The organism is Mesorhizobium sp. NPDC059054 (assembly GCF_042739215.1).
Lineage (GTDB): Bacteria > Pseudomonadota > Alphaproteobacteria > Rhizobiales > Rhizobiaceae > Mesorhizobium.
Window position 1 is genome coordinate 59,875 of the sequence record NZ_JBHYHV010000007.1, and the last position, 19,498, is coordinate 79,372.

The 19,498-nt window shown below is 60.1% G+C and carries 17 protein-coding genes; 11 read left to right on the plus strand and 6 right to left on the minus strand.

The genetic code is table 11. The annotated features are described in order from the left end of the window. The first annotated feature begins 8 nt into the window (after nt 1-8). The 4 genes from ACFWXH_RS26840 (at nt 9) to ACFWXH_RS26855 (ending at nt 4,912) form a co-directional block, all read left to right on the plus strand. Complete coding sequence (locus ACFWXH_RS26840; RefSeq protein ID WP_379124487.1) at nt 9-560, plus strand: pyridoxamine 5'-phosphate oxidase family protein; 552 nt, start codon at nt 9-11, stop codon at nt 558-560. Then, nucleotides 560-1,513: a 2Fe-2S iron-sulfur cluster binding domain-containing protein gene (locus tag ACFWXH_RS26845; protein ID WP_379124488.1), complete on the plus strand. Its 954-nt coding sequence runs from the start codon at nt 560-562 to the stop codon at nt 1,511-1,513. Before ACFWXH_RS26840 ends, ACFWXH_RS26845 begins: the two co-directional genes overlap by 1 nt. Nucleotides 1,514-1,786: 273 nt before the next feature. Further along, nucleotides 1,787-3,976, plus strand: coding sequence for an anthranilate synthase (locus ACFWXH_RS26850; RefSeq protein ID WP_379124489.1), 2,190 nt, complete (start codon nt 1,787-1,789; stop codon nt 3,974-3,976). 6 nt (nt 3,977-3,982) lie between these two features. Next, complete coding sequence (locus ACFWXH_RS26855; protein ID WP_054311432.1) at nt 3,983-4,912, plus strand: cation diffusion facilitator family transporter; 930 nt, start codon at nt 3,983-3,985, stop codon at nt 4,910-4,912. 3 nt (nt 4,913-4,915) lie between these two features. Here ACFWXH_RS26855 and ACFWXH_RS26860 read toward each other — a convergent pair whose 3' ends face one another. Continuing rightward, nucleotides 4,916-6,004 carry a hypothetical protein gene (locus ACFWXH_RS26860; RefSeq protein ID WP_379124490.1) on the minus strand — a complete coding sequence of 363 codons (1,089 nt, stop codon included), beginning with the start codon at nt 6,002-6,004 and terminating at the stop codon, nt 4,916-4,918. A 157-nt stretch (nt 6,005-6,161) separates the two neighbouring features. On the opposite strand from ACFWXH_RS26860, the gene ACFWXH_RS26865 reads away from it, so the two are divergent. Both ACFWXH_RS26865 and ACFWXH_RS26870 read left to right on the plus strand, forming a co-directional pair. Continuing rightward, nucleotides 6,162-6,536 carry a DsrE family protein gene (locus ACFWXH_RS26865; protein ID WP_379124492.1) on the plus strand — a complete coding sequence of 125 codons (375 nt, stop codon included), beginning with the start codon at nt 6,162-6,164 and terminating at the stop codon, nt 6,534-6,536. A 162-nt stretch (nt 6,537-6,698) separates the two neighbouring features. Further along, nucleotides 6,699-7,025 carry a putative quinol monooxygenase gene (locus ACFWXH_RS26870; RefSeq protein ID WP_379124493.1) on the plus strand — a complete coding sequence of 109 codons (327 nt, stop codon included), beginning with the start codon at nt 6,699-6,701 and terminating at the stop codon, nt 7,023-7,025. A 24-nt stretch (nt 7,026-7,049) separates the two neighbouring features. Here the strand turns inward: ACFWXH_RS26870 and ACFWXH_RS26875 are convergent, their stop codons facing one another. The 3 genes from ACFWXH_RS26875 to ACFWXH_RS26885 form a co-directional block, all read right to left on the minus strand. Next, nucleotides 7,050-8,042, minus strand: coding sequence for a tripartite tricarboxylate transporter substrate binding protein (locus ACFWXH_RS26875; RefSeq protein WP_054311435.1), 993 nt, complete (start codon nt 8,040-8,042; stop codon nt 7,050-7,052). 99 nt (nt 8,043-8,141) lie between these two features. Further along, nucleotides 8,142-8,918, minus strand: a complete 777-nt coding sequence (locus tag ACFWXH_RS26880; RefSeq protein WP_379124494.1) for an esterase family protein — start codon at nt 8,916-8,918, stop codon at nt 8,142-8,144. A gap of 3 nt (nt 8,919-8,921) precedes the next feature. After that, nucleotides 8,922-10,088 carry an ATP-grasp domain-containing protein gene (locus ACFWXH_RS26885; protein WP_379124495.1) on the minus strand — a complete coding sequence of 389 codons (1,167 nt, stop codon included), beginning with the start codon at nt 10,086-10,088 and terminating at the stop codon, nt 8,922-8,924. A gap of 580 nt (nt 10,089-10,668) precedes the next feature. Here ACFWXH_RS26885 and leuA point away from each other — a divergent pair. The 4 genes from leuA to ACFWXH_RS26905 all read left to right on the plus strand — a co-directional run bounded on the left by leuA (nt 10,669) and on the right by ACFWXH_RS26905 (nt 16,966). Beyond that, the gene (gene leuA, locus ACFWXH_RS26890) at nt 10,669-12,345 is read left to right on the plus strand and encodes a 2-isopropylmalate synthase (protein WP_054311439.1); all 1,677 of its coding nucleotides are present in this window, start codon (nt 10,669-10,671) and stop codon (nt 12,343-12,345) included. A 143-nt stretch (nt 12,346-12,488) separates the two neighbouring features. Next, nucleotides 12,489-15,449: a hypothetical protein gene (locus ACFWXH_RS26895; RefSeq protein WP_379124496.1), complete on the plus strand. Its 2,961-nt coding sequence runs from the start codon at nt 12,489-12,491 to the stop codon at nt 15,447-15,449. Then, nucleotides 15,449-16,249 carry an alpha/beta fold hydrolase gene (locus tag ACFWXH_RS26900; protein WP_379124497.1) on the plus strand — a complete coding sequence of 267 codons (801 nt, stop codon included), beginning with the start codon at nt 15,449-15,451 and terminating at the stop codon, nt 16,247-16,249. Before ACFWXH_RS26895 ends, ACFWXH_RS26900 begins: the two co-directional genes overlap by 1 nt. Nucleotides 16,250-16,342: 93 nt before the next feature. Beyond that, nucleotides 16,343-16,966 (plus strand): hypothetical protein, encoded by a 624-nt coding sequence (locus ACFWXH_RS26905; protein ID WP_379124498.1) that lies wholly within the window; start codon nt 16,343-16,345, stop codon nt 16,964-16,966. Here ACFWXH_RS26905 and ACFWXH_RS26910 read toward each other — a convergent pair. After that, nucleotides 16,956-17,876, minus strand: a complete 921-nt coding sequence (locus ACFWXH_RS26910; protein WP_054311443.1) for a metallophosphoesterase — start codon at nt 17,874-17,876, stop codon at nt 16,956-16,958. The two genes, ACFWXH_RS26905 and ACFWXH_RS26910, sit on opposite strands and share 11 nt — an antisense overlap. Before the next feature lie 52 nt (nt 17,877-17,928). On the opposite strand from ACFWXH_RS26910, the gene ACFWXH_RS26915 reads away from it, so the two are divergent. Further along, nucleotides 17,929-18,429: an NUDIX domain-containing protein gene (locus ACFWXH_RS26915; RefSeq protein WP_379124499.1), complete on the plus strand. Its 501-nt coding sequence runs from the start codon at nt 17,929-17,931 to the stop codon at nt 18,427-18,429. 1 nt (nt 18,430) lies between these two features. Here the strand turns inward: ACFWXH_RS26915 and ACFWXH_RS26920 are convergent, their stop codons facing one another. Continuing rightward, on the minus strand, nt 18,431-19,417 hold the full coding sequence (locus tag ACFWXH_RS26920) for a glutathione S-transferase family protein (protein WP_379124500.1): 987 nt from the start codon (nt 19,415-19,417) through the stop codon (nt 18,431-18,433). Nucleotides 19,418-19,498 lie beyond the last annotated feature (81 nt).

The following is a 19,498-nucleotide window of genomic DNA, read 5'->3' on the forward strand; positions in this document are numbered from 1 at the left end:
AGAGAACCATGGGACTGGGTTGGCGTACCATCCCCGACGACATGCGGGCCTTCATCGAGGCGCAGAAACTGTTCTTTGTCGCGACGGCACCGCAGGATGGCCGCGTGAACCTGTCGCCGAAAGGGCTCGACACGCTGCGGGTCCTGGACGAGCGCACCGTGACCTATCTCGATCTGACCGGCTCGGGCAACGAGACCGCCGCTCACGTCACCGAGAACGGACGCATGACCATGATGTTCTGCGCCTTTTCAGGCAAAGCCATGACCTTGCGCCTGTATGGCAAGGCCGATTTGATCCGGCCCGATCATCCCGAATGGCCAGCCCTGCGTGCGCCGTACCCCGACCTGCCTGGCGTGCGCCAGCTCTTCCGGCTCCATGTCGAGAGCGTCGCGACCTCCTGCGGCTGGAGTATCCCCGTCGTCGGCGAGATGCAGGAGCGAGACGAACTGGTGAAATGGGCGGGCGGCCAGGGCGAGGACGAGATCGAGGCCTATCGTCTCGCCAACAATGTGGTCAGCATTGACGGACTTTCCACCGGCTACGTCTCCGACGATTTCTGATGGACAATCGGGATCATATCCGCCTCGTCTTTTCCGACGGCGAGGCGATGCACTTCCCGCCGGTCGACGGCCAGTCCATTCTCACCTCGGCCGAGAAAGCCGGCAACCTGCTGGCCAGCAACTGCCGGGAAGGAACATGCCGTACCTGCATGGCGCGCGATGCCGACGGCAATGAAGTCCTGCTCTGCATCACGTCGGCGGAACCGGGCATGGCCCTCCACTTGCCGTATCAGCGTACCGACGTGACGCCCCCCTCCCTGCGACGCGCCAAGATCAACACTTTCGCGCGTGCTTCGCGCTCGGTTTGGGAAATCCGCTACCGGCTCCAGTTTCCGCTGGCCTTCCTGCCCGGCCAGTATGTCGAAGTGCACTTTCCCGGCATGGATGGTCCGCGTCGCTTTTCATTGGCAAACCCACCCTCGCAGAAGGAGCAGGTGCTGCATGTGCGCGACCTGCCAGGCGGGGCCATGTCCACCTATCTCAACGAAAGGGCAAAGCCGGAGGATGCCTTCACCGTGCGCGGCCCGTTCGGCGTCTTCTACCTGCGCTCGACTGCTCGCCCCAAACTTTTCGTCGCCGGTGGCACCGGTTTGGCACCGATCGTCTCGATGCTGTCCAGCATCGAGCCTACGAGCGCCACGCCACCCCTGGCGGTGGTTGCCGGCTTCGCCGATGCCGAGGACGCCTATGCGTTGGAGACGTTGCAGGCGCTGGCCGAAACCTTGCCTCTGGAAGTGGTGTTGGCAGCCGACAGGGCCGGAGAAGAGTGGAAGGGGGTCGTCGGCAATCCGATCACATCTCTGGATGAAATCCGCACCATCCCGCTTGATGGTGGAACCGAGGCTTATCTATGCGGGCCGCCAGGAATGGTGAACGCGGCGCGCAACGCATTGCTGGCGCGCAACCTTCAGGCTGCGGCCATTTTCAACGAAGAGTTCGTTCACTCCTCGTGACGGTTTGCCCACCCACCTGCAACCGACGAAGATATACTCTCGCGCTGCGTGAGGGGCCGCCGTGCAAATCCGGTTGCGCGAACCCCCATTCGCAGCTAAGGAAATCGCCATGAACATGCTTTCGATCAAGACCGTTTGGTGGTGGGCCAGCTAGGAGCGGCCTGTCGAAACGCGTGTGCGTGAAAGACCAGAGTGGCCGCAGGAGAAGTCCGGCGGCCTTTTGTTTTCCAGAAATGCCTCCAGACCTCACCGCGGCGGAACAGGGAGATGGCAATGACGGTGGAAATCCTGGAAAACGGCGCCGAGCGGTTCGTGACTGCCGGCGGCATCGCAATCACACGCCAGAGGCACGACACACCCTATCAGGGCGCGATAGAATCCTATCTCGACGGGCTGAATGCGCGACGCGGCGCGGTCTTCTCGTCCAACTACGAATATCCCGGCCGCTACACGCGCTGGGACACCGCCATCATCGATCCGCCGCTCGTCATCTCCTCGCGCGGCCGCGCCATGAAGATCGAAGCGCTCAATGCTCGCGGCGAGGCTCTTCTGCCGACGGTCAACAATGCATTGGCCGGTCTTGCGGAAATCGCGATCATCGAGAGCACCAAGGCGCTGACCAGGATCGAGGTTGCGAAACCCGGGCGGGTGTTCACCGAGGAAGAGCGCAGCCGGATGCCGTCGGTCTTCACGGTACTGCGCGCTGTCACCGCACTGTTCAAAAGTCCGGAAGACAGCAATCTTGGCCTCTATGGCGCCTTTGGCTACGATCTTGCCTTCCAGTTCGATCCCGTCGATCTCAAGCTGGAGCGCAAGGAAAGCCAGCGCGACCTCGTGCTGTTCCTGCCTGACGAGATCCTGGTCGTCGACCACTATTCCGCCAAGGCCTGGACCGACCGTTACGATTATGCCGGCAACGGGTTTTCGACCGAGGGCCTGCCGCGCGAACCGGTGGCGGAACCTTTCAAGCCAGCGGACCGCATCCCACCACGCGGCGATCATGAACCCGGCGAGTATGCCAAGCTGGTGCGCCGGGCCATGGATAGCTTCAAGCGCGGCGACCTGTTCGAGGTCGTGCCCGGTCAGATGTTCTACGAGCGCTGCGAAACAGCCCCGTCGGAGATCTCGCGCCGCCTCAAGACCATCAACCCGTCGCCCTATTCCTTTTTCATCAATCTCGGCGAAGGCGAATACCTGATCGGCGCTTCACCGGAGATGTTCGTGCGCGTCAACGGCCGCCGTGTCGAGACCTGCCCGATCTCCGGCACCATCAAGCGCGGTGACGACGCCATTTCGGACAGCGAGCAGATACTCAAGCTGCTCAACTCCAAGAAGGATGAATCCGAGCTCACCATGTGCTCGGATGTCGACCGCAACGACAAGTCCAGGGTCTGCGAACCCGGCTCGGTGCGTGTCATAGGCCGACGCCAGATCGAGATGTATTCGCGTCTCATTCATACGGTAGACCATATCGAAGGCCGCCTGCGTGAAGGCATGGATGCCTTCGATGCCTTCCTGTCGCACGCCTGGGCGGTGACAGTAACTGGCGCGCCAAAACTCTGGGCCATGCGCTTCATCGAACAGAACGAGAAGAGCCCACGCGCATGGTATGGCGGCGCCATCGGCATGGTGCATTTCAACGGCGACATGAACACTGGCTTGACGCTGCGCACCATTCGCATCAAGGACGGCATCGCCGAAGTGCGCGCCGGCGCCACGCTGCTGTTCGATTCCGTTCCCGAGGAAGAAGAAGCCGAAACCGAACTGAAGGCCTCCGCCATGCTCTCTGCCATCCGTGACGCCAAGGCCGGCAACTCCGCCGGCGTCGAACGCGCCACCGCCCGCGTCGGCGAGGGTGTCCGCATCCTGCTCGTCGACCACGAGGACAGTTTCGTCCACACGCTGGCAAACTACTTCCGCCAGACCGGCGCCGATGTCTCCACCGTGCGCACGCCGGTGCCGGAAGAAGTATTCGACAGCTTCAAGCCGGATCTGGTGGTGCTCTCGCCCGGCCCCGGCACGCCGAAGGACTTCGACTGCGCCGCCACCATCAAGAAGGCAAGAGCACGAGAATTGCCGATCTTCGGCGTCTGCCTTGGCCTGCAGGCACTCGCCGAAGCCTATGGCGGCGAGTTGCGGCAGCTTGCCATTCCCATGCACGGAAAGCCGTCGCGCATCCGGGTCTCGAAACCTGGTGTCGTCTTCTCAGGCTTGCCGAAGGAAGTGACGGTCGGCCGCTATCATTCCATCTTTGCCGACCCGGTCCGCCTGCCCGATGATTTTGTCGTCACCGCGGAGACAGAGGATGGCGTCATCATGGCGTTCGAGCACAAGAAGGAACCGATTGCCGCGGTGCAATTCCATCCCGAATCGATCATGACCCTCGGTCACAATGCAGGCATGCGCATGATCGAAAATGTCGTCGCGCATCTGCCGCGCAAGGCAAAGGAAAAGGCAGCCTAAGCGGAAATGACAGCAGTAACGGCCAAGGACGCTATCAAACGGAAAGTCGCCACGCTCGCTCTCTGGTCGATCGTGGTGGCGTTTGCCGTTCTTGGCCTGAAGCTGGTCGCCTGGCTGATCACCGGCTCGGTTGCGCTCTATTCGGACGCACTGGAATCGATCGTCAACGTGATCGCTTCTGCCGCCGCCTTCTGGGCGATCCGTATCAGCCATAAGCCAGCCGACCAGGATCACCCCTTCGGCCATCACAAGGCGGAATATCTCTCGGCCGTGCTGGAAGGCGTGTTGATCGTGGTTGCCGCCATGCTGATCCTCAATGAGGTCTGGCGCACCTGGCAGAACCCGGCTCCGCTGGAGCAGCCATGGACGGGTCTCGCCGTCAATGGCCTGGCAACTCTGCTCAACGCCATCTGGGCGTGGATACTGATCAGCATCGGCCGTTCGGCGCGGTCCCCTGCGCTGGTCGCCGACGGCAAGCATATCATGACCGATGTCGTCACCTCCGTGGGCGTCTTCATCGGTCTCGTCGGCGCCGTCTTCACCGGCTGGCACGTCCTCGATCCGGCACTGGCCGTCATCGTGGCACTCAACATCCTGTGGCAGGGTTGGCATGTGATCGGCTCGTCGATGAGTGGGCTGATGGACCGCGCCGTCGACATGGACGAGCACATCCGCATCCGCGACATCATTTCGGCCAATTCCAAGGGAGCGCTGGAGGTCCACGATCTGAGGACCCGGATCGCCGGCCGCGCCACCTTCATCGAATTTCACATGGTGGTCGATGCGGATATGTCGGTCGGCGACAGCCACGTCATCTGCGACCGCATCGAAGACGCATTGAAAGCTGAAATCCCCTCGGTGCGCGTCACCATCCATGTCGAGCCGGACGACGAAGCCAAACTGCCGAAGGGAACCGTTGCGGTTCCCTTTGCCTGAAGCTTACTGCGCGCAGGCTGATTGCGGCATCGCCTCCAGGCGAAAGACCCTGTCGTCCGATTTTGTCTCGCCGCTAGCCTGGCAAAGATCGGTGAGCGGCAGGCTCTCGTTCGGGTTGGCCAGCATCATGGTGCCACCGGCACCGCGGCGCAGATAAATCTCCTTCTCCGACAGATCGCAGGAGGCGCCATTGGCGGCAGTTATCGCCGCGCAGCGCCACTGGTCGGCCTCCCCTTGGCAGGAATAGGTTTGTGTGGCCTTTGCCGCCCCCTTGCGGGAGGTTATGGCGACAACAAGGTCAGCCCCGTTCGGCCAGTCGGAAATCGTTCCCTTGGCCGCGAAGGAAGCGAGCTCCGTCTTGCTGCGAAACACACGAATGGCCTGCGTCAACTGGTCGGGATGTGACGCGAGATGTTCAGCCGAATAGTCCCTTCCAAAACAGAAAGGCTGGTCTGGCTTCAACCGCACGCGCAACGGATCACCCAATGCAGGATTGACCGGATCGATCCGTGCGAACTCAGCCTCGCAATCCGCTACAGGCCTTCGCTCGAGCAGAAAACCGTTATCATCCGTTCCAAGCGCCTGCTGTTCGTATTCCACCCTGCCGAGTTCGTCTTCCGCGCCGATGTCCAGGTAGATATCGCGGTCGAAGGCGTCGACCTTCAACCGTCCCGTCGCATCAAGGCTGAGCTCGGCCATGGTGCGGTCGCATTCCATGCCGCAATGGATCGAACTTTTATCTCCGCCTTCCTCCGAGGCATTGCACCAGCCGCCGACCCATTCAGGCTTGGGAGCGCCCCGCACGGTCGTCGCCATGAAGCCGTTATAGCCGGCAGAACCCACACCGTTATAGGGATCTTCGCTCGGTCGACTGACCGGATCACGGCCGTGGTAGAAAAATATCCGCGCAACCTTCTGATGCGGATGGGCCTTCAGATGGCTTGCATCATAAACCCGGCCGAAACAGGCGCTGCCGCCATCCGGGCTGAGCTCCTTCAATATTCGCGGTTCGTCAGCGTAGACCGTTCCTGCCAGGAAGAGTGCACCGATGATTCCAGCGCTCGCGGTTGCGATTTTTCTCGACGTCACCATCGGCCCCTCCCACCGAGATCCGCTAGCGTGGATTTTATGCTAGGAACCCGTCGAAGGCCACGCGCATTATGCTGCCGAGAACGGGACGGTTTTCATGCTTCGCAGGGATATTTTCCGCGGATTGGCGGCCTCGACCGGAGCTCTGTTCGGAGTGAAAATGGCGACCGCAGCGCCGGTGGCATCTCCGAGACAGAGGGTTGCCTATCATCTCGACGATATCGACAAGGTTGCCTTCGTTCTCGGCAACATCAAGAACCATTATGAGGGCACAGGCGGCGAAGTGGACATCGTTCTCGTGGTTCACGGTCCGGCGCTTGCCGCCTTCAAGCGCAGTGGCGCTTCCGCGGCAATTTCCAGCCGCTTTGCCGGATTGGTGAAGAAAGGCATGACACCCCATGCCTGCGCCAACACCATGCACGGCATGGATATTGCCCTGCCCGACCTGTTCGAGGGCTTTGCCAGCGCCAATGCCGGCGGAGTCGTGAAACTCGTAGAATTGCAAGCTGCAGGCTATGCTTATCTAAGGCCTTGATACCGGGCCCGTTTTCGTTCGATGATCGGCCTAGCGCATCGGCCCGAAAATCGAAATCGATTTTCGGAAACACGATGCGCCGCGTTAAAGTGTCAGAGCGACCTTTCCGCGTCCGAAGGGGCGCGCGGCGCTCGAGAGGGTGGCGATCGAAGGGAGTGCCTGATGTATGGCCTGATCGGAAAGATGCGTGCAACTCCCGGCAAGCGAGAGGAACTCCTGCAGCTCCTGCTCGAAGCCACCGATTCCATGCCCGGCTGCCTGAACTACATCGTCGCCCGCGATCCCGCCGACACCACGGCGATCTGGGTCACCGAAGTCTGGATCGACGCCGCGAGCCATAAGGCATCGCTCCAGCTTCCGCATGTGCAGGAAGCAATCGCCAGAGCCCGCCCCATGGTGGCTGGTTTCGACTTCCAATTCGAGACCGAACCGGCAGGGGGCTACGGATTGAACCAACCTGCCGACACGGGTGATGCCGTGCGAGGGTGATACCCCCGCACAGCCTGTTTGGAATTAGTCGACCTGAATCTTGGCCTGCTTGACGATCGGCTCCCACTTGGCGAGCTCCGCCTTGACGTGCGTTCCCAGTTCCTCTGGTGTCGAGCCGACGATAGTGGCGCTGAAATCCCCCATCTTGGCGATCACCGCCGGATCCTTCATCGCCTTGTTGGCAGACGCGTTGAGACGGTCGACGACCTCCTTCGGCGTGCCGGGCGGGGCAAACAGCGCATTCCAAGTGTAGGTCTCATAGCCCGGCACACCAGATTCCGCGATGGTCGGAATGTCCGGGAACGACGGCACGCGCTTGGCCGTCGTCACGCCGAGGGCCTTCAGCGTCCCGCCCTTGATATGCGACGACGAGGACGGGAGATTATCGAACATGATCGGCACCTGGTTGGCGACGACATCGTTGAGCGCCGGACCTGCTCCCTTGTAGGGGATGTGCTGCATCTCGACGCCGGCCATGATCTTGAACAGCTCGCCCGAAAGATGCAGCGGCGTGCCGATGCCTGATGAAGCATAGGAATATTTATCTGGCTCCGCCTTCAGCAGCGCGACCAGTTCCTGGACATTCTTGACCGGCAACTCCGGATTGACCACCAGCACGTTAGGCACGATGACCAGCAGTGAAACCGGCGAAAAGTCCTTTTCGGGATCGTATGGCTTGGTTTTCAGGATCAGCGGATTGAGCGCATGGGTGGCAACAGTGCCCATCAGGATGGTGTAGCCGTCCGGATCGGCCCGCGCGACGCGGTCGGCGCCGATATTGCCGCCTGCGCCGGCGACGTTCTCCACGATCACCTGCTGGCCGAGATCGTCCGACATCTTCTGCGCGATGATACGTGCGACGAGGTCGGTCGAACCGCCGGCCGCAAACGGCACAACCAGCGTCACCGTGCGGTTGGGAAACTCCTGCGCGACCGACTGCGATGCCATGCCGGCCAACGGCAGCACCGACAGTCCCAGCGCCAGGACGGCGCGCCGCGTGAATTTAGAAAATGCCATGCTGTTCCTCCTCATCCTCGCCCCATGCGCGCCTCGCGCCCGAATTGGTTACGACAATCGCCCGAAGCAGACAACAAGGACAGGCTGCGGAAGATCGCGTCAATCCAGCCGGTGTTTCAGATCCTCGTCCAACCAGCGGCTGAAGAAATAGGGAAGCTGCTTGTGCCACCACGGCCAATCGTGATCGACATCGCCACCCCAATAGTCGACCCAGGCAGGGATCGCCTTGTCGCGCAACACTCGTTCCAGCGCATGTGTCTCGGCCAGCATCTGTTCTTCCCAGGCACCTTGCCCGCAGCAGAAAATAAGCCGCAGCGAGCGCAACCGCGAAAGCAGTGCATCGTCGGAAACACCCGGCAGATAGTCGAGCGGGGAGTTGTAGTAGATATCGCCAGCCAGGCTGTCTCCCAGGAAACCTCTGGTGGAGTAAACGCCCGAGAGCGAAATCACGCCCGCCGCCAGATCAGGGTAGCGGAACACGAAATTCGACGAGTGATAGCCGCCCATTGAACAGCCGGAGAACAGCGGCTTCAAGGATCGACCGTTATTGGCCTCTGCGGCAATGACCGCAAACTCCGGCAGGGCTTCTTCGCGCAGATAGCGGAAATAAGCCTCGTGCCGCGCGATCCGCTGGGTCGGGTCGCCATGTTTGTCGAAGAAGCTCTCGCTATCGATGCCGTCCACCGTGAATAGCTGGATGCGGCCGGTGTCGATGAATTCGGCGAGCGCGCCAACACCGCCGGCATCCTCGAATTGGAAGAACCGTCCCTGCGAGGTCGGGAAGACGACGACCGGACGTCCGGCATAGCCGTAGTGCTTGTATTCCATATCGCGGCCGAGCTTACCGCTCCAGCGTTTGCTGTAGGAGATGTCCATCGTCTATGCCTCCTCGGCATGGATGTAGTCGACCGCCGCGCGCAGCGCCTGGCGATCCCGCGAACGCAGCTGATAGGCGTAGTTTCCCATGGCGCGGCTGAAGACCTCTTCGATGTCCTGATGATGGACAATCATGTCGGCGTGGGCGGCTAGCACATCGGCATGGCTGTGGCGATAGCGGATGTGCTTCTTGCGGCTGGCATAGACGGTGAAATACTTCCCCTCGAACGGCCCACCGACCTTGTTCTTGACCACCATATTGGCCCATTCGGCATAGATATCGATATCGAAGGAGTAGTTGATCGCGTCCGGCATCCAGGCGCCCGGCGGACGAATATTGACCTCCAAGGCGACGATCCGGCCCTGTTTGGTTTCGAACAGCTCGATATGAAAGAAACGTTCCTTGAGATCGAACGCCTTGACGATCTTGCGGCCGGCCTCTTCCACCTCGGTCGGAATCTCGGGCCGGCAGGTGTAGCTCATGTGCTTGTTCTTGTTGACGACATCCATGATGGAATCGTCGTATTTGGTGCTCGCGGCGAAGACGATCTCGCCGTCCCGATTGACAAGGCCGTCATAGGTTACGACCAATCCGTCGATGAACTCCTCCATGACGAAGCTCATGCCTTCCGGCTTGATGCGAAAGAACTCGTCCAGTTCGGCAACATTGGAAATCTTGTAGGTGTGCGCGGCACCCGCGCCGGAATCCGGCTTCACCACCACCGGATAGCCGACCCTGCGCAGGAAGGTCATGGCGCCTGCGCGATCGGATGTCTTGCGCTGGGCGATCACATTGACGCCGGCCTTGCGGAAAGAGGCCCGCATGCGGCTCTTGCGTTTGATGTTCTTCACATAGTCGAGTTTTATGCCTTCTATGTTGAAGTCGGTACGAATGCCGGCCTCCAGATCGAGCCAATGTTCGTTGAGCGACTCGAAGCGGTCGATGCGCCCCCATTTGTGGATGAAATGCCCCATCGCCCGATAGATCTGGTCATAGTCTTCCAGATCGGCGACGCGATAATATTCGCTGAGCGCACCTTTGAGCCTGGGCGTCAACGCTTCGTAAGGTGCGTCACCGATCCCCAGTACCGTCGCGCCGGCCTTTTTCAACCGATCGCAGAAATCGGCACCGTTGGCCGGAAAATGCGGCGAGAAGAACACGAAATTCATGATCAGCCCTCCTGGCGCATGATCCTTTCCGAAAATCGTAATCGATTTTCGGAAAGGATCATGCGCCAAATCAAAGTGCTAGAGCGACCTTTGCGCGTCCGAAAGGACGCGCGGCGCTCTTGTCGCTGCGCTCACACCGCGCCATTAGCGAACTCTGCCGCATTTGCGTGAAACCACAAAGGAAAACCGTTCAGGCACTCTGTCCGTAGACGATCGAGACGTCTCGCTTGCCTCGAACAGAACGCTCCTGTAAGAGAGCGACCATGAAGACGCGCCCAGCATCGTTTGCTTTCCGTCCGACCGGCCTCGCCGGCGAGACCGTGCGCGCCCTTTCCTCGACCCTTCTTCTTCTCGGCCTTATCGGCGATCGCCGGGTCCGCTGAAGGAGCGCCCGGCGGTCGTTGCCGCCAGGGCTTTTATCCCAGGCAAGCTCCTCAAGTCACCAAACCAATTGACTTAGCCTAATGGCGCTGCTTGTGCTTCGGCGATGCCGGCCCAGCAGCCGGGAGATTGAAAGATGAGTTCCACACAACGAAAGAGCGTCGAGGTCGACATGCCCCAAGCTTTTGCCCCCAAAGGCATGCCGAATGCCGTACGCAAATACGAACCCTATCCCTTGGTTGGCCTCACCGACCGCACATGGCCGAACAAGAAGATCGAAAAAGCCCCGATCTGGTGTTCCGTCGACCTGCGCGACGGCAATCAGGCCCTGATCGATCCGATGGGCCATGAGCGCAAGGCGCGCATGTTCCAATTGCTGCTCGATATGGGCTTCAAGGAAATCGAGGTCGGCTTTCCATCCGCCTCGCAGACCGATTTCGACTTCGCGCGCTGGTGCATCGAGGAAAGCAATGTACCCGACAATGTCGATCTGCAGGTGCTGGTGCAATGCCGGCCTGAGTTGATCACGCGCACCTTCGAGGCGCTCAAGGGCGCCAAGACGCCGATCGTTCATTTCTATAATTCAACCAGCGAGTTGCAGCGCCGCGTCGTCTTCCAGAAGGATGTGACCGGCATCAAGCAGATCGCCACCGACGCCGCCAAGATGATCACCGACATGGCAGCCAAGGCTGGCGGCGGCTATCGCTTCCAGTACTCGCCGGAAAGCTTCACCGGCACCGAACTGGAGGTCGCGCTGGAAATCTGCAACGCCGTGACCGAAATCGTGAAGCCTACCCCCGACAACAAGCTGATCATCAATCTGCCGTCGACTGTCGAGATGTCGACGCCCAATGTCTACGCCGATCGCATTGAATGGATGATCCGCCATCTCGACAATCGCGACAGCCTGATCATCTCGCTGCATCCGCACAATGACCGCGGCACTGGTATCGCAACAACCGAACTCGGCCTGATGGCCGGCGCCGATCGCGTCGAAGGCACGCTGTTCGGCAATGGTGAGCGCACCGGCAATGTCGATGTCGTCACGCTGGCGCTCAACATGTTCACGCAAGGCGTCGACCCAGACCTGGATTGCTCCGACATCAACCGCATGAAGGATGTCTATGAGTATTCCAACCAGCTCAAGATTCCCGAACGCCATCCCTATGTCGGCGAACTGGTCTACACTGCTTTCTCCGGCTCGCATCAGGACGCCATCAACAAGGGCATGAAGGCCATCCAATCCGCCAACAAGGAAGTGTGGGAAGTGCCTTACCTGCCGATCGACCCGCAGGATGTCGGCCGCAGCTATGAAGCGATCATCCGCATCAATTCCCAATCCGGCAAGGGCGGTATCGCCTATGTGCTGCAGGCCGATTACGGGCTCAACTTGCCGCGCAATCTGCAGGTCGAATTCAGCCAGGACATCCAGGCCATCACCGACGCCGAGGGCAAGGAGGTACCGGCAAAGCGGATCTACGATCGCTTTATCGACAGATACATCGAACAGCCTCATGGACGGCTGAAGTTTGTCGATCATCAGACCTTCCCCGATACCGCCATGAAAGGCCGGCGCGTCGTCGAGGCAGTGATCCTCGACAAGGGCAAGGAAACCATCATCAAGGGCACGGGAACCGGCCCGATCGACGGTTTCGTTGACGCGCTCTCGCGCCATATCGGCGTATCGATGTCGGTGCTCGACTATTCCGAACATTCCTTGCAGCGCGGTTCGAACGCCTCGGCGGTGTCGTATGTCGAAATGGAACATGATGGTGGCAAGGTTTTCGGTGCCGGCATCAACACCAACATCGTCGCCGCTTCCCTCGAGGCCGTTGTATCCGCGGCAAATCGTATAATCGGCCTCAAAACCCGCTGATTTCATCGCTTTGCGAAAACCCCGGCTGGATTTTTCCAACCGGGGTTGTAAAGATTCGAGCGGGCTTGGGACGGTATTGGCGCGGAAGTGCGAATATCGTGCGTAACGTTGTACGACCTGTGCCGGCTTGAGAGGTTCAATACTTGCAGCATTCCACGCCTGCCGCCCCCGCAGTGCGCGAAACGCTTGATAGACTCCTGGCGAGCCAGACATTTGGACGCTCCGAGCGCGCGCGTGAATTGCTGCGCTATCTGGTAGAACGGGAACAAGCCGGCGAGGCCGACAAGCTCAAAGGTTTTTCCATCGCCGTCGATGTCTTTGGCAAGGATGCCGGGTTCGACCCCTCCACCGATGCCGTGGTGCGTGTGCAGGCGGGCAGACTGAGAGAATTGCTCGACCAGTATTTTAGCGGCGAAGGCGCAGGCGAACCGATCCGCATCGTCATTCCACGCGGCAGCTATATCCCGAGCTATGAACCAAACGGGGTCAGAATCCCATCTCGGCAACAGCCGATCCAGCAGCAGGTACCCGTCGTTCCGGAGCAGGTCCCCGCGACCGCATCGGCGAAAGCTGTACCCGTTTCCGCATCCGATGCGCAGGATCTGTCGGGTACGACAGTTATCCTGTTCAAGCATCTGCATGCCTTCTGGATCGCAATAGCGCTCTTTTTCATCATCATGATCACTCTCATGGTGCTTATGCTGCGCCAGGCCTATGGGCCGGAGGTCGTTTCGGGCACCAAAAGCAACGGCGGGTCCGCAATTGGCAATTCGATGGCGGCAACATTGGAAAAGTTGCCAGCCGTCTATCTGGTTCTCGCAGAGAAGACCCCGCAGACCCAGCGCGTTGAAACGATGTTGCGAGCTGGCCTTTCCAACATGGAAACGGTCCAATTCATAGACCGCAAGCCTGGCGAGGACGAAGCTCGAGCAAACAATCCGACGACCTTCGCCTTCAATCTTGGATCGGGCGCCACTCTTGGCAGCGTGACCATCGAAGTCAAAAATCTCAAAACGGGCCGTGTCCTCAATTCGGAAACGCTGTCTGCATTCGAAACCACCGCTTCACAGGCCAGCGATCATGTCGCCAAGATTCTGGGCGACGTAACCGGCCCATTCGGTTCGATCTATGGTTATATCGAGCAAAACCGACTGCAGAACGATCTGACCACATGCGTCATCCTCTCGAAGACGTATCCGTCCGATCAGAGCGCCAAGAACCACGAAGCCGCCTATCGTTGTCTCGAAGATCTGGTCGCGCATGGCGAAGCATCCGCGATGATCTATGCGCTGCTTGCCGGGCAGCAGCTGGACGCGATCGTATGGGGCTATTCTTATCCGCCCGATCCAAGCGTGCAGCAGGCGATGGCTCTCGTGAACAAGGCCATCCAGATCGACCCGACCAGTTCCCGCGCCTATCGCATGGCCGCTTACGCCGAAGGGGTTGTCGGGAATCAGAAAGAGAGAGTTCGCTGGGCGAAGAAGGCCCTTGATGCAGCTCCCTATGATCTGAGGACTGTCTATCACTACGGCTGGGCGCTGGTGATGGCAGGAAACTATCAGGAGGGCACGGCACTTCTGGCGCGCAGCCTCAATCTTGCCAATCCGCACAGCAAATGGCTCGACTATGCCCTCTTCCAGGGCGCCTTCATGGAAGGCGATCAGGAGTTGCAGAAACGCGCAGCATTGGCGTTGTCGGCAGTGGAACCCCAGCCTGAATACCTCGCAGCGCAGCTCATCGTAGCTGTAAACAGCCGCGACAATACCGAAGCGGCGCGGATACTGACGGAGATCAACGATAAATTCCCCGAATTCGCAGCGAGCCCGCGCGCGATGTTCCTCAAAAATCACTATCCGCCCGATTTGACTGAAAAACTGCTGCAAGCATTGTCGGCTGCCGGTTTGCCACGTACCGCGCCTGCCGGGACCAAATCACTGCAAGCTCCACCCGCCGTCGCCCTTCCGGGTTCCGAAGATCTACCGACCGTGTACCTGACGGTGAAGGGAACCGGGAGCGCGGTGGAACGTGTTGTCACGGCCCTTCGCGCAGGGCTGACACATTTTGAAACCATCAATTTTGTCGGGCGGGAGCCAGCCCCGGATCGTAACAAAGCAGCGGACGGAACGAGCTTCGTCTTCAATGTCCAGTCAGGCCCTACGACAGGCAGCGTGGCTGTTGAGGTGCAAAACCTGCGAAGCGATACAGTCGTTCTGTCCCGCAATCTGGCAGCCTTCGACGCGACCACGTCCCAGGTCGGTCCGCAGGTCGGGAAGATCCTCGGTGATACCGCGCCCGTTTCAGGCGCCATTTACACCTTTCTGGCACGAAATGGCCTTGCCAGGGGTTTGGTTGATTGCCTGATCCAGGAGAATGCGTTCGAACTCGCAGCCAACGCCAAGATTCACGAAAGCGCCTATCGGTGTTTCGAAGCTCTGGCCAACAGCGATGCCAAGTCGTCAATCGTCTATTCGAGCCTGTCGACTTTAACCACGACCGGCCTGATCTGGCGCTATGCCTACCCGCTCAACGCCTCGCTGGAAAAAGCCGGGGAGTTCGCGCAACGCGCGATACAAGCGGACCCCTCGTCTCCGCGCGCCTACAATGCCAAAGCCTATATATCGAACCGACTGGGCATATGGGCAGACACCGTGCAGTGGACCTCCAAGGCGTACGAGATTAACCCATATGATCCCCAGGCGATCGCATCTTATGCTTATGCGCTCACCTTCAGCGGCGACTATGCAAAGGGCGTGACTGTCATGACTCAGGCAATCGAAGCTGCAAACGGCGCGCACGCCGCGTGGTGGGACTACGGCCTTTTCGCAAGTGCCTATATGCAAGGCGACAAGGAGCTTGCGGCCAAGGCGGTTGCTCCTCTCGCAAGCGTCGCACCCAATCCGCTTTTTCTCACGGGCAGATTGATCGTCGCATCCGAAGGCGGCAACCCGGGCCTTGTCAAAGACATCGTCGACCAGTTGGAAGCAAATTTCCCAACATTCATGGCCGACCCGCGGGCAACTCTCACCAAGCGCAACTACCCGCCTGATATGGTAGAGAAGTTCATTGGAGCCCTTCGGACAGCGGGAGTGAGCGGCGCGACCTGATGACCTCAACGAGCCTTTTTGCCCACAAACAGGGAACTGGGCCGGACACAATTGTGCTGCTGCACGGATTTGGCGGCTCACACAGCGTCTGGGCAGAGATCGGATCTCAACTTGCCAGCGAGGCTGAGATCATCGCCTATGACTTACCGGGTCATGGTGCTTCCCTGGAAGTCGAAGGCGCGCGGTCGCCCAAACGGATAGCCGCGACTGTTCTTGCCGACATCGTGGAACGTGACGTTGATCGCATCCATTTGGTCGGCCATTCGATGGGCGGGGCCGTGGCAACCTTGATGGCACTCTCGGCACCCGAGCGCTTTGCGTCGCTGACACTGTTGGCGCCGGGAGGCTATGGCGAAGAGATCGATGCACCTCTGCTGCGCCGATTTGCCAAGGCTTCTCAGGGCGATGAAATCCGGGCGTGCCTTGCCGCGATGTCAGGCCCTGGGCATGTCGTCTCCGAGCAGGCAGTTGATGACGGCGAGACCATGCGGGCCTATTCCGGCCAGGTGAAGAGGCTCACTGAGATCGTGATGGCCATCACTCGTGGAGGACGGCAGGGAGTGATCCCTGCCGAACTGGTCGCAGGTCTTGCAATGCCTGTCGCCGTGGTCTGGGGCGTATTGGACACCGTCCTGCCCGTCAGCCAGGCCGATAATTTGCCGGAGCATTTCGACCTGCACCTCGTGCCGGTCGCCGGCCATATGCTGACCGACGAAGTGCCTGGGCTGATCGTCGAGCTGCTGCGCGGTATCTTGCGAAATCGGGCAAGCGGTCCGATTTCGACATTCGAATCCCGCTGAAGCCGTTCAGAGATCATTCCGACACAATCGCGGTGGATGAAATCTGTCCCGGTTCATGTTAACCGGTGGTTTACCAAACCGCGAGGCAAGGCGATGCCGGAAGCAGGCGAAACCGTAACCCCCATCAACCAGGCGCGCAGCAAGCTGTCGGAGGCCGTTCGCGATGTGAAGAACGCTCTGGCCGATCGTGACGACGTCGTCGTCGACATGCGTGAAGCTCATCGCATGCGCCTTGAATTGCTGGCCTCGGAGCTAGCGCCGGTCTTTGCCGATGTGCCGTCCGACATCGACTATTTCGATTTCGCGCTGTCTTCAGGACTGCAGCCACGCCTGTGGATTGACGCCGTCAGCCATGTCGCGATGGGCCGGGACCGCCGAACCTATCGCTTCGTCAAAGACACCCGCCTTGGCCGTGTCGTGTTGGCTGAATCCCAGGACATGAAGATCGTTGGCGACCAGGTCACCCGCTACCTGGCCGAGCGCCTGATCGAACGGCAGCGCCTCATAGAAGGCGGTATCGAACCAATAGAACGGCCCACGCCTCAGGCCAGTTCGGAAGCGGAACCAAACCCCCAAACCGCGGACGGCCCAACGCGTGGACGCACGATCCTCGGCGGGTTTGGCCTGGTGCTACTTGGCGCCCTCGTTGGCCTCGGTGTCTCGGCGGCGCTGTTTTGGGACCGCCTCGTACCATTGATCGAAAGCCTCAAGCTGTAGATCTCTCCGGTTCGACGCCCAGTTCCAATGTCTGAAGGTCGGCAGGGGCGAGCGCAGGTCCGGTGAGGCCACGGCGCGTCAACCCGATACGCCAACCGTCCGCCGCTCTTTCGATCTCGATCAGGTTGTACTGGGCAGCAGGATGCCGCCCTCCCGGCCCCTGCCCCGCTGCCGCGACGCCCACAACCGGCAGTCGGTTGGTACGCCCGATCCAGAACAGCGTTGGGTCGTGCGAATGGCCATGCAGCACAAGCTCGGCGCCATGCTGCTTGACGAGCTTCTGAAACCGGCGGATGCCGAAAAGTCGCTTGGTCTGGGCCACGGCACCGCGGATCGGCGGATGATGGATGAGGATCACCCTGCACAGGCCCCGCTTGCCCGTTTCGTCCAGGAGCTTTGCCAAACGCTCAGCCTGCTTCTCCTCGAAGAAACCATTTGCCATGAATGGCGCGGTTGCTCGCGCAGTAGATACCCCGATCAGCGCGACTTCGCCTCGCAATCTCAGATAGGGGAAACTGTGGCGATCGACCTGGATGTTGGCGCCATCGCCGCTCATCCAGGGTGCCCAGGCGCGACATGCCTTGTCGAAGGCCCCAGGCACGTAGGCGTCGTGATTGCCGGGCACCACGGAAACATCACGTGGCGATCCAAGCATTTCCAGCCACAACCGGGCCAATTCGATTTCGCTGTCCAGCGCCAGATTGACCAGATCTCCTGTTACCGCAATGTGGTCGGCGCCACCTGCCTTGAGGTCAGCCACCAGCGTGTCGATGACGGCGTCGTGCATGGTACGGCGGCGGTTGCGTTGCCAGTTGACGTAGCCCAGCACGCGCTTGGAGGCGAGATCACGATACGATACACCGGGCAGCGGGCCGAGATGGGCGTCGGAGAGATGCGCAAGCCTGAACATGAAACCTTCTTAAGCGACCGATCGTTCGCAATCCACCTGTGGTTCATCTGAAATGACTGGCAGCGATCCCGAACAACCCTTCCGCCAGAGCGGCTGGCCGCGCCTACGGACAAAATTCTTTCACCTCCTGTTCCTGCTAAGGCGACCGATGACCCTCGGCGTGCGCGGCCTTGTCTATGACCGCGAACGCAATTCGATCTTTCTCATCCGCCACACCTATGTTCCCGGCTGGCAATTGCCGGGCGGCGGTGTCGAGAAAGGCGAGACGATGGAAGAGGCGCTGGCCCGCGAACTCGAGGAAGAGGGCAACATCGCGATTTCAGCGGCGCCAGCGCTGAAATCCATGCACTTCAACAGGCTCTCGAGCCCGCGTGATCATGTCGGACTCTACCTGATCGAGGCCTTCCGTCAGATCGGCCCGAAACGTCCCGATCACGAAATCGCCGAAGCCGGCTTCTTCCCGCTCGATCGACTGCCTGAAGGCACGACACCGGCGACCTTGAGGCGCCTCGCCGAGACATTCCATGGCGTGGCGGTTTCGCCCTACTGGTAGATCATGCTGCCTTCTTGAATCGCGCGCGGTCGTGCGGAGCCAGATGATCCATCCCCGGTCCGACAGGGACGATGCCGGTCGGATTGATGTTGCGATGGCTGGCGTAGTAGTGGGCCTTGATGTGGTGCATGTCGACCGTCTGACCCACTCCCGGCACCTGATAAAGATCGCGCAGGTAGTTCGAGAGGTTCGGGTAGTCGCCAATGCGGCGCAGGTTGCATTTGAAATGGCCGACATAAACTGGATCGAAACGGACAAGCGTCGTGAACAGGCGCCAGTCCGCCTCGGTGAGACGATCGCCGACCAGATAGCGTTGGCGCGATAATCTCGTTTCCAATCTGTCGAGCGTCGCAAACAAATCCGCGAATGCTTCCTCATATGCAGCCTGGCTGGTCGCGAAACCGGCGCGATAGACGCCATTGTTGACGGCCCCATAGACCTCTTCATTGACGGCATCGATTTCGGCGCGCAGTGCCTGCGGATAGAAATCGACCGTTGAATCTCCCCATTCATCGAAGGCGAAGTTCAACATGCGGATGATCTCGGAAGACTCGTTGGAAACGATCGTCTGCTCTTTCCTGTCCCACAGAACAGGCACGGTGACGCGGCCGGAATAAGCCGGATCGGCCTTGGTGTAGATCTGGTGGAGGAAGTCGAGACCGTAGAGCGTATCGCCTGTCGCGTCGTCTTCAGGCAGGAAGGTCCAGCCATTTTCGAGCATCAGATGGTGCACGACCGAGACGGAGACCACCTTTTCGAGCTTCTTCAGCTCCCGGAAGATAAGCGTGCGATGCGCCCAGGGGCAGGCCAGCGAAACATAGAGGTGATAGCGGTCGGGCTCGGCTTTGAAACCACGCGAACGGCCTTCCGCCGGCTTGCCATCGACGGTTATCCAGTCGCGCCACTGCGATTGGGAGCGTTCGAACCTGCCGCTGCTACCGGTATCGTACCAGCGGTCCTGCCATTTGCCATCGACAAGCAATCCCATCAACTTTCCTCCTGTCTTCCGGTTTCAATCTAGGAGGCGTGCCCGGCCTGGGGAATGCATTTTGGCTGAACACACTGTCAA